Source organism: Patescibacteria group bacterium (assembly GCA_028717685.1).
In the GTDB taxonomy this organism is placed as follows: Bacteria; Patescibacteriota; JAQUNI01; order JAQUNI01; family JAQUNI01; genus JAQUNI01.
Genome location: JAQUNI010000003.1, coordinates 86,046 through 112,645 on the forward strand (window position 1 = coordinate 86,046; position 26,600 = coordinate 112,645).

General features: G+C 39.1%; 29 protein-coding genes. 3 read left to right on the forward strand and 26 right to left on the reverse strand.

Features of this window, described 5'->3' with window-relative positions:
• Positions 1–4: 4 nt before the first annotated feature.
• From PHW01_04600 to PHW01_04660, 13 genes are all read right to left on the reverse strand, one after another.
• Complete coding sequence (locus tag PHW01_04600; protein MDD5627257.1) at positions 5–523, reverse strand: adenine phosphoribosyltransferase; 519 nt, start codon at positions 521–523, stop codon at positions 5–7.
• A 42-nt stretch (positions 524–565) separates the two neighbouring features.
• Positions 566–1,249: a class I SAM-dependent methyltransferase gene (locus PHW01_04605; GenBank protein ID MDD5627258.1), complete on the reverse strand. Its 684-nt coding sequence runs from the start codon at positions 1,247–1,249 to the stop codon at positions 566–568.
• A gap of 439 nt (positions 1,250–1,688) precedes the next feature.
• Positions 1,689–2,702, reverse strand: coding sequence for a glycosyltransferase family 2 protein (locus tag PHW01_04610; GenBank protein ID MDD5627259.1), 1,014 nt, complete (start codon positions 2,700–2,702; stop codon positions 1,689–1,691).
• Between the two features lie 46 nt (positions 2,703–2,748).
• A complete protein-coding gene (locus tag PHW01_04615) occupies positions 2,749–3,171 on the reverse strand; it encodes a hypothetical protein (GenBank protein ID MDD5627260.1) in 423 nt (140 codons plus the stop codon).
• A gap of 5 nt (positions 3,172–3,176) precedes the next feature.
• Positions 3,177–4,655 carry a radical SAM protein gene (locus PHW01_04620; GenBank protein MDD5627261.1) on the reverse strand — a complete coding sequence of 493 codons (1,479 nt, stop codon included), beginning with the start codon at positions 4,653–4,655 and terminating at the stop codon, positions 3,177–3,179.
• 3 nt (positions 4,656–4,658) lie between these two features.
• Positions 4,659–5,651: a glycosyltransferase gene (locus PHW01_04625; GenBank protein MDD5627262.1), complete on the reverse strand. Its 993-nt coding sequence runs from the start codon at positions 5,649–5,651 to the stop codon at positions 4,659–4,661.
• Positions 5,652–5,743: 92 nt separating this feature from the next.
• On the reverse strand, positions 5,744–6,697 hold the full coding sequence (locus tag PHW01_04630; GenBank protein ID MDD5627263.1) for an SDR family oxidoreductase: 954 nt from the start codon (positions 6,695–6,697) through the stop codon (positions 5,744–5,746).
• Between the two features lie 130 nt (positions 6,698–6,827).
• Positions 6,828–7,589, reverse strand: a complete 762-nt coding sequence (locus PHW01_04635; protein MDD5627264.1) for a glycosyltransferase — start codon at positions 7,587–7,589, stop codon at positions 6,828–6,830.
• Between the two features lie 5 nt (positions 7,590–7,594).
• Positions 7,595–8,896, reverse strand: a complete 1,302-nt coding sequence (locus PHW01_04640; GenBank protein MDD5627265.1) for an oligosaccharide flippase family protein — start codon at positions 8,894–8,896, stop codon at positions 7,595–7,597.
• Positions 8,893–9,852, reverse strand: coding sequence for a GDP-mannose 4,6-dehydratase (locus PHW01_04645; GenBank protein MDD5627266.1), 960 nt, complete (start codon positions 9,850–9,852; stop codon positions 8,893–8,895). The genes PHW01_04640 and PHW01_04645 overlap by 4 nt, the downstream gene beginning before the upstream one ends.
• A gap of 204 nt (positions 9,853–10,056) precedes the next feature.
• Positions 10,057–10,761, reverse strand: coding sequence for a hypothetical protein (locus PHW01_04650; protein MDD5627267.1), 705 nt, complete (start codon positions 10,759–10,761; stop codon positions 10,057–10,059).
• The gene (locus PHW01_04655) at positions 10,745–11,272 is read right to left on the reverse strand and encodes a TIGR00725 family protein (GenBank protein MDD5627268.1); all 528 of its coding nucleotides are present in this window, start codon (positions 11,270–11,272) and stop codon (positions 10,745–10,747) included. The genes PHW01_04650 and PHW01_04655 overlap by 17 nt, the downstream gene beginning before the upstream one ends.
• Before the next feature lie 72 nt (positions 11,273–11,344).
• Positions 11,345–11,668: a YerC/YecD family TrpR-related protein gene (locus PHW01_04660; protein ID MDD5627269.1), complete on the reverse strand. Its 324-nt coding sequence runs from the start codon at positions 11,666–11,668 to the stop codon at positions 11,345–11,347.
• A 118-nt stretch (positions 11,669–11,786) separates the two neighbouring features.
• Between PHW01_04660 and PHW01_04665 the strand changes: the two genes are divergently transcribed.
• The 3 genes from PHW01_04665 to PHW01_04675 are packed head-to-tail and all read left to right on the forward strand — an operon-like array spanning position 11,787 to position 13,321.
• Complete coding sequence (locus tag PHW01_04665; GenBank protein ID MDD5627270.1) at positions 11,787–12,239, forward strand: DNA polymerase ligase N-terminal domain-containing protein; 453 nt, start codon at positions 11,787–11,789, stop codon at positions 12,237–12,239.
• A 19-nt stretch (positions 12,240–12,258) separates the two neighbouring features.
• Positions 12,259–13,104 carry a hypothetical protein gene (locus PHW01_04670; protein MDD5627271.1) on the forward strand — a complete coding sequence of 282 codons (846 nt, stop codon included), beginning with the start codon at positions 12,259–12,261 and terminating at the stop codon, positions 13,102–13,104.
• 4 nt (positions 13,105–13,108) lie between these two features.
• On the forward strand, positions 13,109–13,321 hold the full coding sequence (locus PHW01_04675) for a hypothetical protein (protein MDD5627272.1): 213 nt from the start codon (positions 13,109–13,111) through the stop codon (positions 13,319–13,321).
• Between the two features lie 249 nt (positions 13,322–13,570).
• Here PHW01_04675 and PHW01_04680 read toward each other — a convergent pair whose 3' ends face one another.
• The 13 genes from PHW01_04680 to PHW01_04740 all read right to left on the reverse strand — a co-directional run bounded on the left by PHW01_04680 (position 13,571) and on the right by PHW01_04740 (position 26,552).
• Positions 13,571–14,266, reverse strand: a complete 696-nt coding sequence (locus PHW01_04680; GenBank protein ID MDD5627273.1) for a topoisomerase DNA-binding C4 zinc finger domain-containing protein — start codon at positions 14,264–14,266, stop codon at positions 13,571–13,573.
• Between the two features lie 116 nt (positions 14,267–14,382).
• Positions 14,383–14,862 carry a hypothetical protein gene (locus PHW01_04685; protein MDD5627274.1) on the reverse strand — a complete coding sequence of 160 codons (480 nt, stop codon included), beginning with the start codon at positions 14,860–14,862 and terminating at the stop codon, positions 14,383–14,385.
• Between the two features lie 91 nt (positions 14,863–14,953).
• Positions 14,954–16,249 carry a UDP-glucose/GDP-mannose dehydrogenase family protein gene (locus PHW01_04690; protein ID MDD5627275.1) on the reverse strand — a complete coding sequence of 432 codons (1,296 nt, stop codon included), beginning with the start codon at positions 16,247–16,249 and terminating at the stop codon, positions 14,954–14,956.
• A gap of 30 nt (positions 16,250–16,279) precedes the next feature.
• Positions 16,280–17,173 (reverse strand): sugar phosphate nucleotidyltransferase, encoded by an 894-nt coding sequence (locus PHW01_04695; GenBank protein ID MDD5627276.1) that lies wholly within the window; start codon positions 17,171–17,173, stop codon positions 16,280–16,282.
• A 71-nt stretch (positions 17,174–17,244) separates the two neighbouring features.
• Positions 17,245–18,651, reverse strand: coding sequence for a dTDP-4-dehydrorhamnose reductase (rfbD, locus tag PHW01_04700; GenBank protein ID MDD5627277.1), 1,407 nt, complete (start codon positions 18,649–18,651; stop codon positions 17,245–17,247).
• A 13-nt stretch (positions 18,652–18,664) separates the two neighbouring features.
• Positions 18,665–19,693 carry a dTDP-glucose 4,6-dehydratase gene (gene rfbB, locus PHW01_04705; GenBank protein ID MDD5627278.1) on the reverse strand — a complete coding sequence of 343 codons (1,029 nt, stop codon included), beginning with the start codon at positions 19,691–19,693 and terminating at the stop codon, positions 18,665–18,667.
• A gap of 44 nt (positions 19,694–19,737) precedes the next feature.
• Positions 19,738–20,316 carry an NUDIX hydrolase gene (locus tag PHW01_04710; protein ID MDD5627279.1) on the reverse strand — a complete coding sequence of 193 codons (579 nt, stop codon included), beginning with the start codon at positions 20,314–20,316 and terminating at the stop codon, positions 19,738–19,740.
• A gap of 38 nt (positions 20,317–20,354) precedes the next feature.
• Positions 20,355–20,810, reverse strand: coding sequence for a dTDP-4-dehydrorhamnose 3,5-epimerase family protein (locus PHW01_04715; GenBank protein ID MDD5627280.1), 456 nt, complete (start codon positions 20,808–20,810; stop codon positions 20,355–20,357).
• A 9-nt stretch (positions 20,811–20,819) separates the two neighbouring features.
• Positions 20,820–22,004, reverse strand: coding sequence for a glycosyltransferase family 4 protein (locus PHW01_04720; protein ID MDD5627281.1), 1,185 nt, complete (start codon positions 22,002–22,004; stop codon positions 20,820–20,822).
• Positions 22,005–22,072: 68 nt separating this feature from the next.
• Positions 22,073–23,287: a glycosyltransferase family 4 protein gene (locus PHW01_04725; protein MDD5627282.1), complete on the reverse strand. Its 1,215-nt coding sequence runs from the start codon at positions 23,285–23,287 to the stop codon at positions 22,073–22,075.
• A 66-nt stretch (positions 23,288–23,353) separates the two neighbouring features.
• The gene (locus PHW01_04730) at positions 23,354–24,232 is read right to left on the reverse strand and encodes a glycosyltransferase family 2 protein (protein ID MDD5627283.1); all 879 of its coding nucleotides are present in this window, start codon (positions 24,230–24,232) and stop codon (positions 23,354–23,356) included.
• On the reverse strand, positions 24,222–25,589 hold the full coding sequence (locus PHW01_04735) for an O-antigen ligase family protein (protein MDD5627284.1): 1,368 nt from the start codon (positions 25,587–25,589) through the stop codon (positions 24,222–24,224). The genes PHW01_04730 and PHW01_04735 overlap by 11 nt, the downstream gene beginning before the upstream one ends.
• Before the next feature lie 123 nt (positions 25,590–25,712).
• On the reverse strand, positions 25,713–26,552 hold the full coding sequence (locus PHW01_04740; GenBank protein MDD5627285.1) for a hypothetical protein: 840 nt from the start codon (positions 26,550–26,552) through the stop codon (positions 25,713–25,715).
• Between the last annotated feature and the right edge of the window lie 48 nt (positions 26,553–26,600).

Consider the following 26,600-nt stretch of genomic DNA (forward strand, 5'->3'; position numbering starts at 1 on the left):
GTAGTTAGGTATTTAATTTTAGAAGCACATGTTTTTTATATCCTCTAATTTTTCGCTTGCCATCAAGATAGATGAGTTCAGCTAAAAGGGCAATGCCTATAATTTTACCTTGCATCTTTTTGACCAGTTTTATTGTCGCCGCGAGCGTGCCGCCAGTGGCAAGGACATCATCCACGATCAAAACCCTTTCCCCTTCCTTAATTGTATCGGTATGCATCTCTAGAATATTTTTTCCATATTCTAAATCATAAGTCTGTTGAATGACTTGGCGGGGCAGTTTACCCTTTTTGCGCACAATGGAAATACCCGCGTTTAGTTTATAGGCGACTCCGGCGGCGAGCAAAAAGCCACGCGCATCAATCCCCACCACTTTTTGAATTTTTTTCTTTCGGAAAGGTTGGACAAGTTTATCGATAGTATAATGATAAGCCCGCGCGTTTTCTAAAAGAGGAGTAATGTCTTTAAAACTAATCCCCTTTTTAGGAAAGTCAGGAATGGCGCGAATAAATTTTTTTAAATCCATATTTATATTGGACTAAACAGAATTAAAATTTTTGCAAAATGGTTATTTTTTGGCAATTACCTTTATCATTGGCCAAAATAATCTGCTGTTGTTTGCTATTTTAATGAAAGCATTTTTTAGTAATCTGGAGGAAATAAAATCAAAAGTTAATTTGACATTAAATTTACCTATAAGAACATCTTTAAACCCTGCTTGCTTGTGCATTTTTTTTAGGGTTGACCCTAAGAAAGAAAGTTCATAACCAAAGATCATATATTTTCCTTGTAATACCTTGATATGAATAAATTCCGCTATTTGTTTTAAAATTGGAAAATAAGGAATGTTGCCCCAAATTTGACGATATGTTAAGGAACCAAGATTTAAACAGGGAACCGCATTGAAAGAAATACCATCTTTTTTTAAGACACGATATAATTCATTAATACATTGCTGAGTATTTTTGAAATGTTCAATAACCCCTCCACCGTAGATCAAATCAACGCGATTTGTTTTAATCGGCAGGTGAGCAACATCTCCTTGAATAAATAAGTAATTTTTAATGCCGTGAGCTTGTAGAATTTTTTTAGCAACTTTAAGCGCGCTAAGGCTAAAATCTAGACCAATAACCAAATTTACCTTTTTGGCTAATACTTCCCCTGTATAGAAATAACCACTGCCGATTTCTAGAAATGTTAGATCCTTATTAATCTTTTTAACCTCAGTTATTTGGGGATATGTATTAGGCAAATTTTGTTTTTTAAATGTTCTATAAAGTTTCAGATAAGTTTTATTTTTAAAATTATTTTGATATGATTTTTCCCACTTAGATCGGGATAATTCCGCATCGGGAGGGAGGGGGGGCATAATACAGAAGATGTCATTATCAATTATTTTATACTTTCTGCCACAACTCTTACAAATCAGAAATTCTTTTTTTCTCTCTAAATCAGATTTACATTTATAACAACAAATATAATCTAATGGTTGGGTAGGCATAAGGTTTAGATGAGAACTTTAGTAAACCCCGTTAGAGAATTTCGTTCTCTAACCCCGTCTAGAAATTTATTTCTAACGGGGTCAGCATCCATATTTTTCCTACCACCGATTTCGTCAGCGGCTTTCTCTAACGGGGTAAATTATTTCTTTAGTATTTTTTGATTACTTCTACTTTATCCAGCTTTTCCATTTATATCTGCCAACTCTTCCTTGATTGAATTTTGGTTTTAAAAATTATAGATTTGATCTTAATCCCGCCATAAATAAAGCAGGATAAAAAACAGGCTAGAGGATGAAAAAACCAAGCAGAGTCTTGTTTTTTCCAATACCCTTTTAAGCTTTGAAAAAGGGTGGGAAAGAAAGTCAGAGAATAAAGGACAAATTTAACTAATTTCCCTCGTGGAAAATTTTTCCACTGATAAGTTCTTAAGCCCTTTGTTTGATAGTAAAGATAATCCTTGATTCTTCTTTTTTGTTTTTGGATAAAACTTCCTATGTTACCGGCAAATATATGGATAATGCCTATTTTAACTTTAGCATAAGTGGAATATCCTTTTTGAGTGAGGCACCAAATTATATCAATATCAAAAAAGTAGTCTTTAAATGGAACTTTTTCTAAATACTTTTTCCTAATTAAGAACCCATTAGCTCCTATAGTAGGAATTTGGGGTGGTATTAGTTTAAATTTTAGGTAATTTCCCCTGTCTTCACTTACAACAGGAAAACCGGTCCATTTTTCAGAAAGGAGGTTTTCGCGGTCATAATTGCCTAAAAAATAACAAAGGGGGTCATTCATTCCCATTAAAGCGGAATATCGGGTTATCATACCATCTTTTTTGCGATATGTGTAGCGGATAGGCTCCGTCCCTATTATTTCCGGATCAGAAAAAGGGGCAACCATTCTTTTTAGCCAATCACAAGAAGGTAAAATATTGTCGGAGTCAATTAAAGCAATAATATTATTTTGCGCTTGTTTTACTCCTATGGCTTTTCCGGCCTCCCCGGTTTTTAGAGGATTTTTGAGAATTTTATTAGTGTATTGATAGGCAATTTTTAAGGTATTATCTTGGGAACCAGCATCAATAATAATAATTTCTATCCGATCTCGGGGATAATCTTGCCTAATTATTGAGTGCAAGCATTGAGAGAGAGTTTTTGTGGAATTATAAGTAGGAATAATAACAGAGATAGAAGGAAGATTCATAACTTTTTTATTTTTGCCCCGTTTAGAAATAAATTTTTAACGGGGTTTATTCTCCTTCACTAAATACTCTAAATTTTTTATATATGCGGTAAATTAAGAAGTAAGAAAAAGTTTTGAGTTCATTGCCAATATCATCAAGAATAAGATGCAGGGTGAACGCGCAGGCAAGAGCGACTAAAATGGCTCGCTCATGGAATTGCCAGGTGATGAGCCAAAGCAGAATGACAATTTCGTACGAATGTAATGGCACCAGGACTTTTGAATTTCGGCGCATATAGTTTTCCGGATGCAAAAATTCTTTGATGTTGCAAGGATTGCGGGGTCTGCTTTTCCAGAAGTCCAAAAGATGATCAAGGTCAAGAATAACGCCAGTGAAAAGAAGTGCAATCGCGCCAGTTAAAGAGCGGGTAAAATAGTAGAAGGTGAAGGCTAGGAGGGTTGAGGAAAGAACATGTATTTTTATTCGCATATTTTTTAATAATTTTGTTCAAAGTCGGCAAGATGGGAGAACACAGCTTTAGCCCCGCGGGCAAGATATTTCAAATCATTGAGGTCGCGCAGCGAGACAATCTGGCGCAGGATAAATTCAGGATGGAAAGCGACTTTATAGGTGTCCTGGACAAATTTTTGCAATTGCGCGGAGGAAAAAGAGGTTTGCATTATTGCCTCGCGCATATCATAACGGTTCCAGTCTTCAGAAGTGAGCCATTTTTTTTGCTGGCATTCACGAAACAAAGGGGTACCCGGGTAAGGGATGACAATAGTGGCTTGGAGTGTTTTAGCATAGCCTTTGCGCAGGAGATATTTTCCCAAGCGCACAGTTTGCCGCGCTTCTTCTTCGGTCTCCCACGGATAACCAAACATAATTGTTACATGGGGAGACAATCCTGTTTTACGCGCCAGCTTGCAGGATGAGATGATCTTCTCTACCGTCATATTTTTACTTATCTTGTTTAACGTTTTCTCGCTGGCTGATTCTAAACCAAAAAGCAAAAAGCGGAAATTTGCCTTACGCATTAACCCATATTCTTTTTTGTTAAGGGCCCCGAAGCGCATATTGCAATCCAAAATCACTTTTTTATTATAGCCGCGTTCAATCATCCCGCGGCAGAATTCTTGCAGCCATTCCCCTATCGGGAAAGTGCCTGTATCATCCATTATTTCCTTAATTTGATATTTTTTAATTAATTCTCCAATTTCATCCAAGACATTCTCTGGGGTGCGGGTGTGGTATTTTGGATAAAGCGTGGTCCAAGAACAAAAAGTGCACTCGTGATGCCAACAATCGCGGCCAGCCATAATATAAGTTCCTGGTGTGCGGGAGAAATTGCCTACATCGTAGGCATAATTTTGCCATTCTGTTAGTTCGCGGTCAATGAAGGGCAGGGTATTGAGATTATGGTTGAGCGCAAATTTTCCCGTATTTTTAATCTCTTCATTATCGCGGTAATAAATTCCTGGCTCTAGATTTTGGGGGACAGGTTCTAGATTGGGTTTTAGATTTTGAAGGAAGTTTAAAAGCAGAAAATCGTAATCGCCGCCAGTTAAAACAAAGTCCACTTTGGAGTTCTGGAATGATTCTTCAGGCAACGCCGTGACATGGTCGCCGACAAGAATCGTTTTTAATGCAGGGATTTCTTTTTTTAACGCATTGGTGATTTTCCAGTGCCTTTTTACGGTTGGAGTTTTCGTTTCCATTACCACAATGTTTGGTTGAATTTTTTTCACAAATTCCAACCATTCCGCGTATCTCATTTCTTCGGCAATGCCGTCTTTCCAAATCACCTTAAAACCATTTTTTTGAAGTAAAGTGGCAGCTTGCGCCGGCACCACTGGATAAATGGGGCAATGGCGGCGAAACCATTGGAATTGGCGGTTCTGGGATAATAGAGGATAACCTTTTTTAGATGGCAGAGGTGGATAAGTAATTAAAGTTTTCAAGTGTTCTGACATTTTTTACATTCTTAATTTGCTTTTTAGGGTTTTTGTAAATAACAGACCTTGGAGGAATTTTACGCCGTAGACTAAATGGGTTAAGAATATATAAGGAATGACCAATAAGCCGACTAAAGGATTTTTTTCTCGGAAAGCAGACTCAATCGCCGCCCAGAGCATTATGCCAAGATATAGCAGTAAGATGATAATATCACCATATAGGAAATGAATATAACCATCCTTTTTTGCTAAGTAGCCTATTAGCGGGTTCGCGACTAATAATAGCACAAAAAGACTGGGAATAAAGTAAGCAAATTTCAAGGAGGTTGCGGGGAATTTTTTGGCAAAGAAACCGCGATGCAAGCCATAACCCGCAATTTGTCGCAGGTGGCTTAAGAGAGTTTTGCGGCGATGATGGTAAACAATGAGCTTAGGGTCATAAATTATATTACCGCCTGTCTGAGTTAGATCCAGACAGAATTTTGTGTCTTCTCCGGGCCAATATTGGGAGTTAAAACCCCCTATTTTTTGGAATATGTGTTTGCGCACTAAAAAATTTACCGAAGGCCAGTCGGTCACGGTTTTCCTTTTTTTACCTGGAATATAACGGTCCGCAATTCCTCCCCAGAAAGAGGAGGCAAGACATGCGCCGGAGGTTTTTTGGTGCAAGGAATCGTCTTGGGGGGTAATGGCAGGACCGCCTAGGGCGGCAATCCTGGGGTCTTGAAAATTTTTTTCCGCTTGCGACAGCCAGTCATTTTGTGGATAAGCGTCATCATCCAGAAAAGCGAGAATCTCTCCTTCCGCGTATTGAAGCGCTAGCGTTCTTTTCTCTGCGGGACCGATTTTCCCTGTGGGGATAATTTTCGTTTTGGGGAATGCTTCTTCTGACTTTGTGTCAGGAAAAATTAGAATTTCAAAATTTTGATGGGTAAGGTTTAAAAGGTGGCGAACTGTTTCGTGGATATAATCATTGATTCTGACTACTGGGATGATGATAGAAAATTGAGGCATCCTTGAAAGTATAAAATTAAAAATGAAAAATGTAAAATGACAGATCAAAATTTAAAATTTTACATACTAATTTTGCATTTCCATTTTACTTTTTAATCGCGTTTAGTTTTTAGCTTTTCAAAATATATAATCGTTTTTTTTAAGCCATCTTCTAAATTTACCTTTGGCGTCCATCCTAATTTTGTGCGCGCTAGAGTGATATCTGGCTTTCTTTTTACGGGGTCGTCTTCGGGGAGAGGATAGAATTTGATTTTAGAGTGAGAGCCGGTGAGTTCTATCACTTTTCTGGCTAAATCATCAATTTTGGTTTCCAGGGGATTTCCCAGATTAAAAGGTCCAATTTCTTTACTCTTCATCATCTTGATTAAACCAATGACTATATCATCAACATAGCTGAAAGAGCGGGTTTGCTTCCCTTTGCCATAAACGGTAATAGGTTTATTATCTAGAGCCTGGTTGATAAAGTTAGGAATCACGCGGCCATCATTATCGCGCATACCCGGACCGTAAGTGTTAAAAATTCGGACAATTTTCGCGTTGAGTCTGTATTTTCGGACATAACTCATAATCAGACTTTCGGCAAAACGTTTACCCTCATCATAACAAGAGCGGGGACCTAAGGTATTAACATAGCCGCGGTAGCTTTCTTTCTGGGGATGTACTTGAGGATCACCATAAACTTCAGAGGTGGAGGCTTGTAAAAAGATGGCTTGATGTTCCATTGCTAAATCTAAAAGACGGTTCACTCCCTCGGAGCAGGCTTTTAAAATCTTAGTAGGATAACGCGGAAAATCCACGGGAGAAGCGGGACAGGCTAGGTTATAAATTTCGTCAATTTTATCCGGCAAAGGAGGGATGTTCTCCGTAATATCGTGATCCATAAAGACAAAGTTAGGGTCAGAAAACCACTCCTTGATATTGTCGTAAGATCCGGTAATAAGGTTATCAATGCACAGGATTTTATTCTTTTCCTGAAGCAGATAGCGAATCAGATTAGAGCCGATAAATCCCGCCCCGCCGGTGACTAAGATAGTTTTTTTGTCCATATAATTTACCTTTTTAATGCTTCGGCCTTGCTCAGTACCTCTTCGAGCTTGAAGGCTCTTCAGAGCCTGAACGGCCTGAATTTTGCCGAAGGATTAATCTTAAAATTTTAGCTTAATATAGTGATTAATGTCAATTTTTTTGATATTTTTTTGATATATTTTTCCGTTTTTCCGATAGTTGATCATAATACCGCAATATTTTTAAACGATAGAAAACAGCCATAGTGTCCCAAAATGATTTATTGATTGCTGATAGACAAATAGAGCTGTGGTTGAAATCCATTTCAAGATTGACTGGAATTTCCATAATTTTGTAACCATAATGGTGAGCCAAGACGAGCAGTTCAATGTCAAAAGCATATTGCTTCACGAGGACCTTGGGGAAGATTTCGGCAAGCACTTCGCGTTTAAATAATTTTAAGCCCACTTGGCTGTCTTTGATATCCATTTGAAAGAGGGTTTTAACCATAAGCTGCGCCGCGCGGCTCAAGACTTGACGCTTTAGGGGGTAAATCACTCGCGACTGCGGATGTCTCTTTGAGCCGATAATCACGGGTACTTTGAATTTCTGATAGCAATTGATAATCTGAATGATGTGCGCGGGGTCAAATTCCAGACCAGCATCAAAGAAGATAATTAAATCGCCGCTTGTATGATTGAAGCCATATTTTAGGGCATAACCCTTTCCCCTATTTTGAGGATAGCCTAGAATGATGATAGAGTGAGAGTTGTAAGCAGAGGCAATCTCGTAGGTCTTATCTTGTTTGCCATCGCAAATTACAATAATTTCCGTGAGGTACGGGAGCGATTGAATGGTATTCTGGACCGCCTCAATTGTTTGGCTAATTTTGTCTTGCTCGTGATAAGCAGGAATCAGAATGGAAATTTTCATTATGATTACAGAAGATTTGAAGTATTTTTTGATTTATTTAAGGCAAGATTTCCCCTTCTTTCCCAGAAATAGAAAATCATCAGTCCTCCGAATAATCCAGCGAGGGAGATCAGGAGATTAAAAACAATTTGTCTGATTGAGCCGTGACGCATTAAAATAAGCAGGATTTCCAAGATGCTGGTTGCGATTAAGATATAAATGAATTTAAATTTGTGAACGGAAAGATAATAATTAATTAAGATATTATCCAGCGAGAGGAAAAACATAGTGATAGCGCTAAAGCCCACTAAAGGGGAAATAACAAGGTAAGAAGAGCCAAAAAGCATCTTAATAATTAGTTGGGGAAAAAGGAAATATGCTATTACCCCTAAGCCTGAAACAAAGCCGACTATTTTCAGGGACTGTTTTAAAAGATGTTGGTGATCCTTGCCCTTTTTATGCCTTTCCGCCACCATTGGAAACATCACCGCCGCAATGGCGCCCGTGGCAAAGAAGATAATTTGGCTTAATTTAGAAAGAGCTGAATAAAGCCCTGCTTCGTGAGCGGAAAAGAAGTGCTTCACCATAATAACGTCAATGTTGTAAAGCGCCGTGAGACAGAAGAGGGTAATCAATGCGGGTAAGGCAAAGGATATAATTTTATAATCCTTAATTTTATTTCGCGGAGTGTAAAGAAAAATGAATCTAAGGGGCAGGAAACTCACTATAAAAGCAATTAAACTCGCGACAACCATTGCGCCCAGCGCGCCATATACTTTTAGGCTCGTCAGAACCAAAGCCGCGCCCAGAGAGGTTTTAATTAACGCCTCTGTCAACAAATTCCAGGCGAGGGATTTGAAAAGTTGCAAACCCTGAAGGATGCCGCGAGTCGCTGGCACTACAAAAGCCAGAAGCAAGATAAAATTCAGAGTCAGAATTAATTTTAAAGAAGGTATTTGCAAGAAATGAGCAAGCCATGGTGCCATAATGCAGAGAGCCAAGAACACGCCTAAACCCACCAGGATTAAATTTTTTACAAGATATCGCAGTAAAAAATGGAGTTCTCCATAGTTTTTGTTGACTTTCAGATTGCTCGCGAGTTTAACAATGACCATACTAACGGTGGACATCGGGATGGATAAAATTATACTCACGGAGATTAAGGAGGCTAAAACGCCATAGTCCGCCGGTCCCAAGGCTCTTCCTGCCACTAGATGAAAAATATAATTCCCCACGCTGGCTGACATTGAGCCAAGGAACAGAATATAACTATTCTTAATTAGCTTATTTTTTTTCAGTTTCAGGTTAATGGTTTGGAAAATATTCATTTTATCTCTCTACTACTTTGCGAAGGGTGTTGATTAGATTTAAACCATTCTATGGTTTTTTTGATTCCTTCTTCCAGGGAATAGCGCGGTTTCCATTTTAATTCTTTTTGGGCGAGACTCGCATCTAAACTTATTCTATCTACTTCACCTGGGCGGCAAGGAAGATATTGGGGTTTTATCTCACTTTGCAATTCCTTTTTAATTATTTGAAATATTTGTTCTGTGGTAGTCGCTTTTCCCGTGCCAATATTGTAGGTTTTGTTTCGATGAGAGATCATTGCTTGGATATTAGCTTCCACTATGTCTTCCACGAAAATATAATCCCTTTTATTTTTGCCATAAGCAAAAAGAGAAGGCGCTTCTCCTCGGATTAATTTATTAATAAAAATGGCGATCACCCCCGCTTCTCCCAAAGGGTTCTGGCGGGGACCATAGACATTGGCATAACGCAGGGTAATGTAGGGCAATCCATAGAGCCTATGATAAATCTCTAAATATTTTTCCGCCGTATATTTGGAAATGCCATAGCAAGATAGAGGATTTACAGAGTGTGATTCCGGAACAGGGATCTTTATGGGTTCGCCATAGACAGCTCCTCCGCTAGAGGCATAGATAAATTTTTTTATTTTAATTTTCGCCGCTTCTCTAATGATATTCAAGGACCCTAGGATATTCACTTTGGCATCATAGATTGGTTTTTGGAGGGATTTATGCACGTCCATTTGGGCCGCCAGGTGAAAAATATAATCTATTTTATACTTGCGAAAGATTGGTCTTAAATTTTCGTTAATGTTTTTTTCGTAAAAGACCAGATTTTTATTTGTGAGAGGAAGATTATGGCGGAAGCCCGTGGAAAGGTCGTCTATCACTAACACTTTGTGTTTTAATTTTAATAATCTCTTGACTAAATTCGCGCCAATAAAACCTGCCCCTCCAGTAACAAGTACCGTCGGCATAAAGTTTGGTTTATATATTAAAAAATTGAGCCCTATAGATAAGGTCTTATCTTATTGTAACTGAAAAGAGATAGATTGGTCAAGAATAATAATTTAGTAATTTCTTGCCAAAATATAAAAAAATAAGGGAGAAGAATCTTAAAGATATCCTCTCCCTTTTCACTTTTGTGCGGGCCAGCGCCGCCGAAAGAACGGTGGAAAGATTCAAACCTCACGACCTAATCCCTCCTCCTTTAACCAAGTAAAAAATTCTATAAATTCTTGCGCATTACACGCATATCGCTTAGCATAATCTTCCAGTACCTCTGATTTTTCTAAAAAAGCAGATAAGGAATTGATCGGTACCTTGCCATTATCCCCGCGCACCAGACAAGCGATAAAAATTTTTTCATAACAACGAAGCAGGATATCACTTGGATTTTGCATAATCCAAGCAGCTAGCGAGGCTTTAGTGAGTTTGCCTTTTTCATAAACTCTGCGCGCAGTGATGCCGCTTGAGACGACATCGTCAACAACCGCAATATTTGAATCTTTTGGCGCTTGAAAATCAGCAATCCAGGCTTCGGGATTTTTATAACCAAGACGCTCCGCAGCAATATTGACGCCTTGGGCGATTTTTAGAGTGCATCGCATAAACTTGGCTCCTTTGCCTGGCCAAATAATTGTTTGGAATAGCTCTGGTTGCCAAATTTTTAAGAGCAGATCATTTAACATGTCTGGAGTCAGTATTTGAGATGGCGCTTTAAGTTCGGGAATGTCGTTGCTAAATCCCAATTGATCCAAGCCGATATCGTCAATAAAGATATTACCTTTTACCCACCAAAATTCGTTCACCACAAGATTCGGTAGTCTATTTCTCACCTTTTCTTGCCAAGACATCTTGATGCCTCCTCTAATTTTTTCTGGCAATCTTCATTGCCAGCTTCACTGTTTCTTGCGCGGATCGCGCAACATAATACGGATATTTTCGCCAATTCTCTAATTGCAAGATTGACAAAAAATCCTCGCCAAAACCTTTAATGAATATCAAAGGTTTTTGGTAACGGTAGGCAATCGCGAACTCGGCGAGCGTGCCCGCGTCCCCTGGGATCACGATAATCGCGTCAGAACTTAAAATTCCGGCGAAAATGTAATCGCCAATGTCAACGGGTGTGCAGATTTCTACCGTAACCCAAGGAACGCTTAAACCCCGTTTGCGACCCGGCGTTCCGACCACAATGCCGCTGGCTTGATAAGCGCCGCGACAAGCCGCTTCTACCACGCCCGAGCAGCCGCCGGTAATTAAAATCGCTTTGGCGGCCGCTACTGCGCGACCAATTTCTTCCGCGAGAGCCAAGGTTGCCTCTTTTCTTCGGCGCCCGCCTCGCAGGTTTTTTTCTTCCGGTCCAATGATGCCGATTTGAATGTTTCTTTGCTTCATATTTTTCAGTTAAATAAAAAATCTCTTCCCTTGCGGGAAGAGGATGAAATGATTTTTAAAATCCAAATAAAATCAACCCAACCTTTTCCCGTAAGGAGAAAGATTGTGATGATGGTTTTTTAATCTTTTTAAAATTAATTGATAGCCACCCTTACCTCTATTGAGCCATTTTGAGACTCGGGCTATTGTGGTAGAACTTAATCCAGTTTCTCTCTCAATTTTCAGGTAAGGTTTTTTTTCATCCAACATCTGCGCAGCCCGCCATCTTTTTCCGAATTCAATAATTTCTTGCTCAGTTAAAAGATCGCGCAAAAAATACTTGGCTTCTTGAAGGTTTTTTAAAGCCAAAATCGCTTGGCATAGGTCTTTGGTTGTTTGATTATCCCATTGTGACATAATGTTTACTTTATTATAGTAAAGCACTTTATCTAAGTAAAGTATAGCAAGGCAAATTTTTTTGTCAAGAGATCAAATATCAGATTGAAAATTCTTGTTTGTATGATATAATAAATTTATGTTAGAAAAATATCAGGAAAAAAGAAATTTTCAAAAAACTCCGGAGCCGCGGGGAAAAGCAGCAAAATCTAAGGACAATCGTTTTGTAATCCAGCAACATAGAGCGCGGACTTTACATTATGATGTTCGCCTTGAGGTTGAAGGGGTTTTGAAGTCTTGGGCTGTACCCAAGAATTTACCTTTATCATTAGGGGAGAAACATTTAGCGATTAAGACCGAGGATCATCCTGTGCAATACCTTACTTTTGAGGGTATAATCCCCGAAGGGAATTATGGCGCTGGCGTGGTTCAGATTTGGGACCAGGGTAAGTTTAAACTAGAAAGTCGCGAGCCCCGCAAGCTTGTTTTTTATTTGCGAGGCAAAAAATTGACGGGAAAGTATGTTTTGGTTAAAATAGGGAAACAGCCAAAAAAGGGTAAAAACTGGCTGGTTTTCAAGATAAAAGCATAACTTTTTTTTGTTAACTTTTATGTTGCCATCTAAAATTCGTTTTATCTTCAGAGTTGTTTTTATCGCCTTTTTTGCGGCGATCCTACTTTTTGTTTTATATCAGAATTTTAACCCTTTTGGCGTCCCGCGATCTTATGACTACGAATTTTCACCTAAGATTAACCATTTTATCAGCCCTTTATTGCCCAAGGAGCGGGTTTCGGAGTATTACCGCGATGCGAAAGGAGATTGGTATCAAATTTTAAAGGGTCCTTTGGTTTATTTTTCCCTATATCCTGTTGCTAAAGATCGTAAACTTGACCTGATTATAAAATATAAAAGTGAAGTGCCGGAAATTAGATTTGGCGAAACAGTCTCTGTAGGCGACAATTTAGAATATAAGCCTTATCCTTTTTATAACGCATTTATCCAAAATCTTGACTGGCCTTGCGTGGAGAACAACGGGGTATTTTTGTATCAGAAAGAGAAGCACTTTAGCTCGGTTCAAGAATATTTGGGCAATGTTCCTTTGGATAAAAATAATGCGGTTTATTTTTTCGGTGATGAGCGAATTAAAAATGCGAAGAGTCTCACCCATTTTCAGAGCCCTGTAAAGGAGATTGATTATTTAATTACTACTTACAAGAAGGCCGAGACGACACCCGATGGCTGGCTTGTAACCACCATGCATTTGGATTTATCCAACTCATTTATTCTGCGGCAGTATATAAAATATCTTTTTAGTATTCCATTTTTTGAAAATTATGTCGCCTCATCTGGAGAGCTAGCACCCGAGGTAGTGATTACTAATATCAAGGCCGTTGTTTACGAACCCCCTTCTCGTTACTTCCTTAAATTGCAAAATTTATTTAGAAATAGGCCTTAATTTTATGAAACTGGAAGTTGGAAAAGCGAAATTATTTTATGCCATAGTGAGCGACTTTTTTGTGATTAGTTTAGTGGGTTATCTTTTTTTTCTTTGGTTAGATCGCGCGTATAATCAATGCATTAGCAATTATTTTAGTTTAAATATCATTTTAGGTCTTGTTTTACTATCGGGGATTATGACTGCTGTTTTGAGGGGAATATTGGCGAAAAAATAAAATAAACGTCCAGCTATGGTGTAGGTGGGCGTTTAAAAATTCCTTATGACAATTTTTGTTTCTTAAGGGATTTTTTTATTTTTTGATATTTTTTATTTGTCCAAAATGAAAATCATCCAACGCACCAGTCCCTCATTTTTCAAAAATTCGGGACGGTACAGGGTTTTGCTCCATTAGCCCGCTCGCAACGCCTCGCAAGGCTCGGCTTGCATGGCCGGGCGGGCAACGGGCTTAGAAACCCGTGGAGCTTTATTTTAGATAAATATGCTGGTATTTTTTTATTTTTGCCTGAAGGGTTTTTCTTTCATTTTCCACATCGTCAATATTTTTTAAACCCGTACAGTTGGGGTAACGGGTGCAGCCATAAAACATATTTCCTCCGTTTTTCCCTTGGCGTTTGCGCATCGGAGCGCCGCAAGCAGGACAAGTAACCTCCTCGGAAAAATACAAAACTTTAGCGCTCCACATATCCGCCATATGGAGAATAACCGCCAAAGGTTTCATATTTTTAATGAATTCTTTAAAATCGCTCCAGCCGCCTTCAGCATAAAGCAGGGCATTAAGCTCATTATCACTAAGGCCAATACCAGCTTTGGCTAACTCATTGAGGGTCCAAACCTCGGCTGGCAATTCAATGTCTGTCCATCGCCAAGCATCCTTAATATCTTCCACATAGGTTACGATTTTGGCAAAATCATGGAGGTAGGCGGCGACAATCATCTCTTCTTCCGTAAAATCGGGGTGAGAATAGGATAGATTATTATAGGGCAGATATTTATTGAGCCTTAGCATTATTTCTAGAATTTCAGTAGTGTGCAGAAGAAGTCCGCCCGTAAAATTATGATGATGGGTTTCCGCTGCCGGCGCGCGGTCAAAAGCAGAACGATATTCTTCCGCAAAAGCAGCGAGTTTAGTTTTTTTGAGGTAAGCGTACAAATCAAGCATATTTTGAGTTATTTTTATAGTGCGGTTTGTGTTGTTTATTTTCCAAAATAGCCGCCTTGGGAATTCACCTTTGGGGTTTTAAGGATAAAGATTAAACTGAGAAAGATTTATAGAGCTTATCTTTTAAAAAGGAAACCTCCCAAGGGGTGATAGCTAAAGATGATAAAACTTATTAGAAAGAAGAGAAAGAGAAGGGTTGTGACTAAAATTACCGAGCAGTTTGGTTCTTTAGTGCTTAAAAATTGCTCCAAAAATTGAGCGATAATTACAGCAATGGCTATGCTTAAAAATACCGTCGTAAAACCGCTAGGGGTAATCATAATAAAAACAGCAGTCAAAATAGTGGCGCTGACGATGCCGGCGAGCTTGCCAAAAAAGATATTGTCTCTTTCCGCAAAACCTGGAATTAAGAATTCTAAAAGACCATAGATAATCATTGCCCAAAAGACTATTTTAGCGATTTCAAAGATACTGCCATCTTGGGCGCAAAACAGCTTTATGCCACCCGCATAGCGCAGAAAGCCAACCAAAAAAAGAATGGCAATCACGGCGATAATTTTATAAAAGAGCAATTGTTTTTTAGAAAGCTTATTCATTTGGATTGACCCTGCCCTCCTCTCTTGGGAATTTAGCGGCTATTCAAGTCTATTAATATTTTAGCAAAGAATTCATTTGTAGGCAATTCCTTTATCTCCCAATCCCTACATATTTAAAGCCCATTTCTCTAATTTTAGCAGGCTCAAGGATGTTGCGCGCGTCCACAATATTGGGAGTTCTCATTAATCTTTTGATTTTTGTCCAACTCAAATTTTGAAATTCCGGCCAATCGGTGGCGATGAGCAGGACATCGCTTCCTTTAGCGCAAAGGTAAGGATTACCCGCGTAGCTAATTTTTTTACCAAGCGCCTTGCGGGCGTTGTTCGCGGCGATAGGATCATAAGCTTTGATTTTAGCCCCGCGTTTGAAAAGCAAGTTAATAATGTCAATAGCAGGCGATTCGCGCACATCGTCAGTATGGGATTTGAAGGCGAGACCTAGCACCGCGATTTTTTTGCCTTGGAGTTTACCACCTAAGATATTTTTGATCTTAGCCACAACAATTTCCCTTTGGTGTTGATTGATTTGCATTACTGCCTCCAGAAGATTAAACCAGTAACCGCCGGCGCGGGCAAAATAATAGAGAGCAGAGACATCCTTCGGGAAACAGGAGCCGCCATAGCCAGGGCCCGGGTCTAAAAATTTGTCGCCGATGCGGGAATCTAGACCGATACCCTTGGCCACCATTTTCACATCTGCTTCGTAATTATCGCAAATATTGGCAATCTCGTTAATAAAAGAGATTTTGAGAGCGAGAAAAGAATTGGCGGCATACTTAATCATTTCTGCCGATTCTAAGTTGGCAATAACAAGCGGTGCTTTAAATGGGGCATATAGTTTTTTCATTATTTCTATGGCAGGGGCGTTCGGTTTTTCAAATCCTAAAACAATACGATCGGGATGGAGGAAATCGGAAATGGCAGTCCCTTCTCTCTGAAATTCAGGATTGGAAACAACATCAAATTTTCCTTTGTAATTTTTCGCGACCATTTCCCTCACCATCTTTCCTGTGCCGATCGGCACGGTGCTCTTGTCTACAATTACTTTGTAGTCTTTTAGATTCTTTCCTAAATCGCGCGCGACTTGCAGGACATACCGAAGATCCGCTTTGCCGTTTTTATCTTGAGGGGTGCCGACAGCAATGAAAACTATGCTCGCGTCTTTAATGCCTTCGGATAAAGAAGTGGTAAAATTGATTCTGCCGCTATTTAAGTTTTTTTTGAGCATTTCTGGCAGATGTTCTTCATAGATTGTGGGGATCCCTTTTTTAAGTTTGGTGATCTTGGCTTTGTCAACATCTACGCAGGTTACTTTGTGACCTAAGTCAGCAAAGCAAACCCCTACGCCTAAGCCGACGTAACCAGTGCCAATAACAGCGAGTTTCATAGTGATGAGATAATTAAAAATTGAAAATTGTTATTTTGATTCATTTAATGCCTTATCCCTGACTAAAGTCGTTGCTCGATATAAGGTTTCCGGGATGCCAGCATCGGTCCACCAGCCATGCAGTGTTTCGTATTCCATTGTTCCTTCTTTAATGTATTGATTATTCACATCCGTGATTTCAAGCTCTCCCCTGTCGGAAGGTTTTAAGGTTTTAATTATTTCATAGACGTAGCTGTCGTACATATAAATACCAGTTACCGCCAGGTTTGATTTTGGTATTTTAGGTTTTTCCTCAATACTAATAATTTTGCCATTTTTAACTTCAGCCACACCGAAACGTTTAGCATCAGGCACTTCTTTCAAAAAAATCCTTGCTCCTTTTTTTTGATTGCGGAAATTTTCTACCGCCGGACCAATATTGTCTTCAAAGATATTGTCACCTAAAATCACAACAACCTTTTGGTCATCGGCGAAATCTTGAGTCAAACCTAAAGCTTCAGCAATACCTCCCGCCCCTTCTTGATAAGCATATCTTAATTCGCGCAGGCCGAATTCTTTGCCATTGCCTAAAAGACGCAAAAAGTCACCTGGACTATTGCCGCCCGTGACAATCATCACTTCCTTGATTCCCGCATTAACTAAAGTCTGCAAAGGATAATAGATCATCGGTTTATTGTAGACAGGGAGGAGATGTTTATTGGTCACCTTGGTGGCAGGCAGAAGCCTTGTGCCTGTGCCGCCAGCTAAAATAATTCCCTTGACATCTGTTTCTGCTGCGCGTTCCTTTTTTTGCGACCTTAATCTTTCATATTCCTCAATATCCATCACTACCGTTCGGGGATTTTCTCCCTCAATAATGATGTGAGTTTTACTGGTTGCGCGAGTGAGAGTCGCTATTTTTTGTGAATTTTCTTTGTTAAGCATAAATTTTAGTAATCAGTAATCAGTAATTAGTAATCAGGGAATTTATCCTTTTACCGATTACCGATTACCGATTACGAATTTAGGTATTCTTCCAATGTTTCTTCCCAATGCCTTAAGCGAGGCAGTTTCGTGTTTAATAAAATTGAATACATCGGTCTTTTGGCGCGGGAACGATATTCTTGACTGGAAATCGGCTTCATTTTTGCCTTAATTCCATTAAGGAGAAGAATTTTACGCGCGAATTGATACCAGTTGGTTTTACCTTCATTAGTAATATGATAAATACCAAAAGGTCTTTCCTGTTCTAGAATTTGACGGGTCGCGCGGGCCAAGTCACGGGTATAGGTCGGTTTTCCCCATTGATCATTAACGACCGTAAGTGTAGCATTGCTCTGTGCTTTCTGCAATATTTTATCTACAAAATTAATTCCTTCCTTTCCAAATAACCAAGAACTACGGATGAGATAATATTGTTCACAATGGCGGCGCAAAAGGGCTTCTCCTAAAAACTTAGATTTTCCATAGACGTTGATTGGATTGGGTTGGATAGTTTCTTTATATCCTTTACGATTTTTTCCTTCAAAAACATAATCCGTGGAATAATGAACTAAAACAGCATTAAGTTTTTTTGCAATCTGCGCAAGATATCCGACAGCCTTGCCATTCACTTTTAGGGCTTGCTCTTGGTTTCCCTCTGCTTCTTCAACATTAGTGTAAGCGGCGGCGTTAATGATAATGTCTGGTTTCAGACGGGAAATTTTATTTCGCAGAGTCTTTCTTCTGGTAATATCCACATTATTTTTATCCCAAGAAGTGAGCTCGCAATCTTGAAACTCTTGAACTAGGGATCTGCCTAGCATACCCTTGCTTCCTAAAACTAAGATTTTTTTCCCGAAATTTTCTAATAGTTTATTGCGGCTGCGGATAAGATCAGGATGGATTTTTATTCCCTTGCGCACAAATTCTTTGATATCTTCATTATAAGTATAGAGAAGAGCGCGATCTAAGGACTTTCGGGCAAGAGACAGGACTTCTTTTAATTCAACTGATCCAACTCCGCCTTTTGGCGCTGGCGCGGTTACATCCGCGAGATAAATAATTTTGTCCAAAATATCCATATTTATTTTGGGAACACAGTGTCTTTCTATCGCCTGGAGGATTGTTTTGTCACGGACATTGAATTCTTGTTGAGCCAATTTCGCGCCCACCGCGGCATGCAAAAGCAGAATGTGTTTTTTGGTAAAAATGTCTATCTTAATGCGGTACTTTTTGGCGAGCAGAATCCAAGTTTCTTCGGACAAATCGCGCGCCATATCGTGAATTAAGCCGGTAAAATAGGCTTTCGCAGGATTCACACCGCCGATGATTTTTGCTATTTTTTCCGCCGTTTTTGCCACGGATAGACTATGAAAAAATCTATCCTCCGATAGACTCTTCTTCAGGTAGGCGGTAATTTTTTTTAAATCAGGGTTATTCATAATGAAATTTCATTCACCTTTTACCATATTGTCTTTTGTAATATTTAAGGTATTCTTTGGACTTAATTCTTTTCCACCATTCTTCATTATTTTTATACCATTCTATAGTGCATTTCATTGCTTTTTGAAACTGATACTGCGGTTTCCAGCCTAAACGGCGAACTTTGCTTGAATTTAGGGCATAGCGTCTGTCGTGGCCGAGACGGTCCTTAACATATTCAATCATTTTTTTGTCTCTGTCTAGGGTTTTCAAAATTAACTTAGTAATTTCAAGATTCGTTCTCGGATTATCGCCGCCGATATTATAAATTTCACCTATCTTGCCTTTATGGAACACCAGATCAAGAGCCGTACAATTATCTTCAACGTAAATCCAGTCGCGCACATTTTTACCATCGCCGTAGAGGGGAACCTTTTTTTCTTCTAAAATGTTTGTTACAAAGAGAGGGATCAGCTTTTCCGGATATTGGTAAGGTCCAAAATTATTAGAGCTTCGCGTAATTAATACGGGGAGGTTAAATGTGCGGTGATAGGCGCGAACCATTAGGTCTCCGCCGGCTTTAGAGGCTGAATAAGGATTATTTGGCGCTAAAGATGATTCTTCGTTCGCTTTGCCATTAGTGAGGCTGCCGTAAACTTCATCAGTAGAAATTTGGAGATATCTTTTAATCTTGAATTCCTTTACTGCTTCCAGAAGATTTTTAGTACCCAGAATATCGGTACGGATAAAATCATCAGCGCCCATAATGGAGCGGTCTACGTGCGTCTCGGCAGCGAAATTTAAAATCCCATCTACATCTTTCGCTATTTTGTTTACCAGCTTAGCATCAGTAATGTCGCCCTTCACGAATTTATAGCGAGAGGTTTTGATGTCTTTTAAATTATCTAAGTTGCCGCAATAGGTTAATTTATCTAGGTTAGTGATTCGGTAACGGGGATATTTTTTGAGGAGGTAGTGAATAAAGTTGCTGCCGATAAACCCCGCACCACCGGTGATTAATAATTTCACCCTGTTAGAAATAAAATTATTTTTTCTTGGCATATATTTTTTGTATGTTAATCATTTTCCCCGCGGAAATCGTATTTCTAACGAGGCAATGATTTTTGATAGAGATCATATTTATAGAGACTGGCTAAGATGGAAGCGCCCAGAATTTGATTTTTCATGATCATTTTTTCAATTTCCGCGGGGGTGAACTTTTGCACCCTATCTATTTCCGCAGGATCGGGCTTTTTGTGGATGGGAGACATATCTTCTGCAAGGTAGATCCAAAAATGCTGGGGATAGGCGGTAGAAGTGACAAATTCCGTGCCGATTTTAGTCCATTTTTTGGCGTTAAGACAGGCTTCTTCCGCCAATTCCCTTTTTGCCGCGGCAAGGTAGCTTTCTTTGTCCTCTTTGCGCCCCATCGGGATTTCCCAGGTGTATCTTTTCAGGGTGTAGCGATATTGGCGCACGAAATAGATATTGCCTTTTACATCCCTAGGAATGATCGCTATAAAAGGTTTTTTCCGAATATAATAATAGTTTACTTTTTTCCCCAACTGATTGATTACTTTATCTTTAAAAAGGTCAAGGTATTGGCAACTGTAAATTTTATGGGAAGATATCTTCCGCCAGCGGGTTGTTTTTATATTTTTTAATGTGTGCTGTGTTCTTCTCATCTATTTAAGTTTACCAGAAAAAGTCCTAGAAGGGCAAGTCATCCCATTTTAATCTTCCAATCGTAAGGAATTAATTCGGTATTATATGGTAAGCGGTATTCATCTGGTTTTTGCGGATTATAAGGGTGGGTTGGAACATTAATGATGAGTGCTTCTTTGTCGGAAATGCATTTCCAACCATGATAAATCTCCTTGGGAACTTGGACTAAAACTGGGTTATGCTCACCGATAAAAAATTCGTTCACTTCGCCCAAGGTCGGAGAATTTAAACGGCCATCATAGAGAACAAGTTTAATCATTCCTTGAATGCAACAAATGTAATCGGTTTGAATTTTATGTAAATGCCAAGCCTTCACAACCTGCGGGTAGGTAGTGGTGAGATAGACCTGTCCGAAGTTTTGATAAAAGTCGTCATCTTGGCGTAAAATCTCTATTACTCTGCCGCGCTCGTCGGGATGGACATTTAATTTTTTGATTTGGACATCAGTAATCATAAATTGAATTTATTTTGGATTAAGATATATAGGATGAGTTTTCGCAATCCTCGGCAGGGAATTTTTAATTCTTATTGGATTTTTCGCTTTAAGCATTGCATAAAGGGATAAAGTTTGGCGCGTGATTTTTTGCCAATTATAGTTTCTTTTCACCCTTTCTCGCGCCAGGTGGCCATTTTTTAAAACTAATTCTGGATGATCATTTAAAAATAAGATTTTTTGAGTAAGGTCAACAAAACTTTTTGATTTAAAGGTGTAACCCGCTTCTCCAATCGCCTCTTGGTTTTCCGGGATGTCGGAGACTAAAACGCAACGGCCAGATCCCATTGCCTCCAGAAGACTAATAGATAATCCTTCCACTTCCGAAGGTAAAACATAAAGATAGGCATTAGAAAGGAGTTCGTTCAAAATTTTTCCCTGTTGGTGGCCTAGAAAGACTACATTAGGATTATTTTGAGCTAATTCTTTAAGATAGTCAAGATAGTTTTGATTTTCTTTAGGGTTATCTCCCACAATCACCAGCTTTTTATTCAAATTCAAATTTTGGAAAGCACGAATAAGATAATGAATACCTTTTAAAGGAATAAGGCGAGAAACCGAAAGAATATAGCTATTTTCCGTTAGTCCCCATTTTTTAATTCGTTGCGCTTTTTGCGGAGGGAAAAGAGGTGCGCCATTGGGGATATAAAATATGTGAGCGGTCGGATACTTGCGGCGGCAGTAAGAATACAGATTTTTTGAGACCGTAATCGTGGCGTGAGGAAATTTTACCGTGGCCCATTCCCCCAGAGCAAGAAAAAGGCGGGCAATATATCCCCATTTTTTATTGAAGCGGTCGCGCGAATGAAAGGTGGCGATGATTTGAGTCTTTCTTTTTAAAAGCCGAGGCAGAAAAGCGAGGAGCGAGGGTCCAACTGAATGAATATGAATAATATCCACCTTTTGAAATAAGACATGAATTAAGGAGGTTAGAGTGTGCGTGATCGCGGCTAAATTTTTTGTGGGGATATAAGGGGTATAAATGATTCGCACCCCTTTATATCGCCTAACGCGGCTTTGTGTATAATGGCGGCGGGAGTAAACCAAAACTTCGTGCCCTGCTTTTACCAAGCGGACAGCTAGTTCTTCGGTATGTCTCTCCACTCCGCCATCGCGGCAGGGAATGCCCTTAGAGCCGATAATTGCTATTTTCATTATTTTGGGATTTATAGTAGAAGAGTTATTATACATCTTAAATCGTTATAAGTCAAGAGCTTTTGGTTCTAATGCCCTTGGCGTGCAAATTGATAAATCTTCATCAGATTTTGATAATAGATTTCCGGATTGTAGCGCCTAATTTCCCGTTTTGCCCTTTGACCGATCTTTCGCGTGACTTCGCGGTTTTGATAAAGGGATTGGATTTTTTTCTCGAGTTCCGCGGCATTCTGGAAAAAGAAACCAGTACTTCCTTCGCGGATGATTTCTTGAAGACCGCCCTTTTTGCTCGCGAGCACCACTTTACCTAAATTAAAAGATTCTAGGACGACTAATCCGAAAACCTCCTGCCAACTGCTCGGAACGACCACAAAGCGGGATTGCCGGATAATCTTTTTGAGTTCGTCTCCTTGCTTGTAACCCAGAAACTGAATATTGGTAATATAATTTTTTTGAATATAAGCTTCCAGTTTTTCTTTCTCGGGACCCTCCCCGGCTATTTTCAATTTAATTTCTGGCAGTTTTTGCATCACGGAGATTAAAAGATCCAAGCCTTTTTCGGGCGAAAGGCGGCCGAAAAATAAAATATAATTTTTTTCCTTCGCAGATAGCAGATTCTCTTCTTTAATAAAATAAGGCAGGGTTACTAATTTTGCTTGCGGCAATCCCCATGCTGTAAGTTTTTGGCGCATAAACTTGCTCGGACAGATGAAAATGTTAACATAACGTTCATAAAAATGAAAGGCTTTATGAAAATACATTTCCAGAGTGTTAACAAGAGAAGCAAGATAAGAATCCTTCACGCATTTATTTAAAAAACATTGATAATATTTTTTCTTTCTGCATTTTTCGCACACTTTATTATGCTGAAAAAGCTGGTAGTTTGGACAAATAAGTTTGTAGTCATTCACTGTCATTACGATAGGGATTTTATGCTTTTTTAAAATTCCTAAAATAGAAGGTGAAATTTGATGATAGATGTTATGAATATGAGCGATCTCTGGTTTTTCTTTTTGAATCAAAGCTCGGATTTTTCTTTTCGCCTCCAGTGAATAAAAGATACGGCCGAGGGTCGCGAGAGTCTTGAAGGAAAATTTGGGGCGCGAGAGATCCACTTCATTTACAAAATATTGCGCGTGAGGAGAAGGCTCGTTTTTATCGCTACGCATAGAGAAAGGAATTACTTTGTGGCCGTGCCTTTCTAGCAATTTAGTTAAATCAAAATAATGACGGTCTGCTCCGCCCTGAATGTGGTAAAATTTGTTGATGTTGAGAATGCGCATCAGGGAAAGTTAAAAGTTAAATCGCAAAAGGCAAATCTGAAAGGTAAAAGTAAAAACTTTTTACTTTTAACTTGTAGATTTCACTTTTGACTTTTGAAATTTGACTTTTAATATTTTTATTCTCAACTTCACCCAGCTTAAGAGAACTATAATATTAAAACCTATTCTTCGTTGAGGGTAATGTTTTTTCCAAAAATATAGAAGGCTGTTTCGCAAATATAGCCAAGGCGCGAGAGAACCTTGGGATGATCCGTGATGATGATGAATTACTTCATCTTCTCCCCAGAAGATAATTTGAAAGCCAGCCTCCCGTGCTCTTTTGCAGAAATCAATGTCTTCTAAATACATAAAATAATTTTCATCAAAAAGCCCAATTTTTTCCAAAACGGATCGGCGGATGAAAAGGCAGGTGCCAGAAAGCCACTTTACCCTCCGAGTCTGGTAGAATTTTTTACGTGTCCAAAGATTAGGCATCACTACCCTGCCCCAGGGAAGGATTTTGTAGAGTAAGGTTAGGTCTAAAAATTCTGTCGCGAGGGAGGGGTAATTTCCAAAATTAGCATTGATGCTTCCATCTAGCAGAGTCAGGCGGGGCGAAGTGATGCCCACGTCTGGATGGCGGTCTAAAAAGGTAATAATCTTGTTTAAATTTTGATGCGCAAAAGCGTCGGTGTTTAAAAGCAAAAGATATTCGCCTCGCGCGATCTTGATTCCTTGATTCACAGCGGCGGCGAACCCGCGATTTTTTTCATTGATAATCAGCCTTACTTGAGGAAAATCTTTTTTAATTCTCCCGACAGAGTTATCTTCAGAATTGTTATCTATGACAATTGCCTCAATAGGTATTTTAAGAAAAGCCGCGAATACTTTAGATAGGCATTCTAAAGTCAGGGTGCAGGTATTATATGAAGGAATAATTATAGAAAGTTTAATCTTATTTCGCATTTTTTTGGTTAATTAGCTGATTGTAAATTGCGAGTAATCCTATAATATACCAAAATACCATTCCATAGTACAGCCCAATTAAGGTAGCTTCCACCATTGAATTTAGCAGCACGATAATGAGCGTGGAAACAAATCCCAGATAAAGCATTTTTTCCTCCGGATTCAAAGAGATTTTTTGAGCCTTTTTAATTTCTAAATAAATGGCGCGAATAACCAGCATAAAAGCGGCAAAACCGATTATTCCGAGTTCAAGAAGCACTTGCAGAAAAAAATTATTACTTTCCGTTTCCACGGACCAAGGCAAAAGATTTTTGTATTCCAATTTTAAATTGCCCGTGCCTACACCCAAGATGGGATTATGAACAAAGATTTGATAAGCAGAACGGAATTCCACTATCCGAAAACGGGTATTGGGATCCGTCAAAACTCGCGTCAGACGATCTAAAAATTTATCAGAATAAGAGGCAAGGGGGATAGCGATTACGGCAAGAAGGACGCAGATAAAAAGGATAGCAAAGAGTTTTTTAACTTTTTGTTTTCTGAAAATATAAATAAAACCAGCCATCAGGGAAAAAATCTCGCCTTTACCAAGGGTTAAGAAGGTAGCCATTCCACCCACAATCGTTTCGGCAAAGAGAAGCATTTTCAACCATTTATTACGGGTAGTTAATAATAGAATATAAGTGAATGGCAGAGTCATAATAATAATGGCCGCAATGTAAACCCATTTCCCTACCGGTGTGATTATCGCTTCACGGGCTAGGGCATAGTCTCCTTGAAAACCACCCAGAGAGATGACTTTGAAAATTAACTGGGTAGCAACCAACAATCCGGTTATGGGGATAGAAAAAAGAGCGATTTTAAAATCCCTTTTGTTTTTGATGAGATTTACGGCTAAAAGCAAGATTAAAAAATGAAAACCAAGATTGCGCAGGGCAATGACGGCACGGGAAAGATTATCCGCCCAGCCCAAAGATAAGACAGATAGAAAGATATACAAAAGAAAGCATCCTAAGAGTAAAGGAAATCTTATTTGCTTAAATTGTTTTTGGGCAATGAGCTTCAAAATAAAGAATAAAGTTAAAATAATGACCAAAATTTCAGCGAGGCTTACTTGGTAATACCAATCCTGGATGCGGATGGTAGCTATTTGACCGAAGACAATAGCAGGCGGAATCAGAATAAGGACAAAAACAGGGTTTTTGAGGTAAAGGAAGATAAGAATGGCGAGACCAAAAATTATGCCAAAAGTTAAGAGTAAATGCCCCCATCCCTCGTCTCCCCAATTAGAAAACAAGGGTATAAGGATACCGAATAATAGAATAAGTATGGAAATAAGAAGGATTTTTTTGACCATAGTTTTAAGCTTTACTATACATCAAAAGTCAGTTTTTGTCAAATAAAATGGTAAAAAAATAGGGTAAGGAGAGAATTAAATTGAATTGAAAATCTTTTTAATCTCCTTACCCTGCTCCGTGCCTTAATTGACAATCGCTGTGCGATTGTCAGCGCCGGAGTTGATAAAGGTGCCGCGGTTATCCAATTTACCTTTGAACTGGTAAACCGGATATTTATTAGATGTTCCATCTGCCACCTTGATGAGATAAACAGCCGTTGTGCCATTGACTTTCACCTCGGATGTGTATCTTGCTCTTTTATCTGACCAAAGCACGAAGGCAAATTCTTTATCTGGCACGTATGATCCGCTCCATTCCCAACTGCCGTTCTTATATGATATTGGCACGCTTGCCCAACCTGTCACATCTGAAGAGAGGTAGATGGTTGTTCCTATACTTTCTGCGGTTGTTAAAGTGAATTTGACATTGAGGATACCTACACCACCGGACAGTTGTAGAACCTTACTATCAGTGTCAAACATTAATTGGAAAGAACCGCTGCCGTCTATGTTTTGTAATTTGACATTATTAACCCACAAATCATAGATGACACTACCGCCAATGAATGATGCCTTAATATAACCCGGTAGAGTGGTCCATACCTTAACACGGCAGGAGTTAAATTCATTGATGCTGTTGAAAGTAATTTTTTTCACATTAGGATATTCATTCCCGTCTGCGAAAAGATTACTTTCCACTTCAATGGCTCCGGTTGCGGATGGCGCCATTTTACTTTCCGTGGTTATGCTGGGCAATATCGTCCCTTCCGGGTATGACAGAGATAACCTAGCAATAATGGTGGAAACCTGCTCTCCCATTTCATCGCCTAGAATACTACTAAATGGGTTGCGTGCCTGATCGCAGCCCAAGAACAGAAATGTCAGTAAAACCACCATCAGGCAGGTGGTTATTATCCTTATCATTACTTAATACCTCCAGTTCAGAAATTTACGGTTTCACCCTAACGGGTG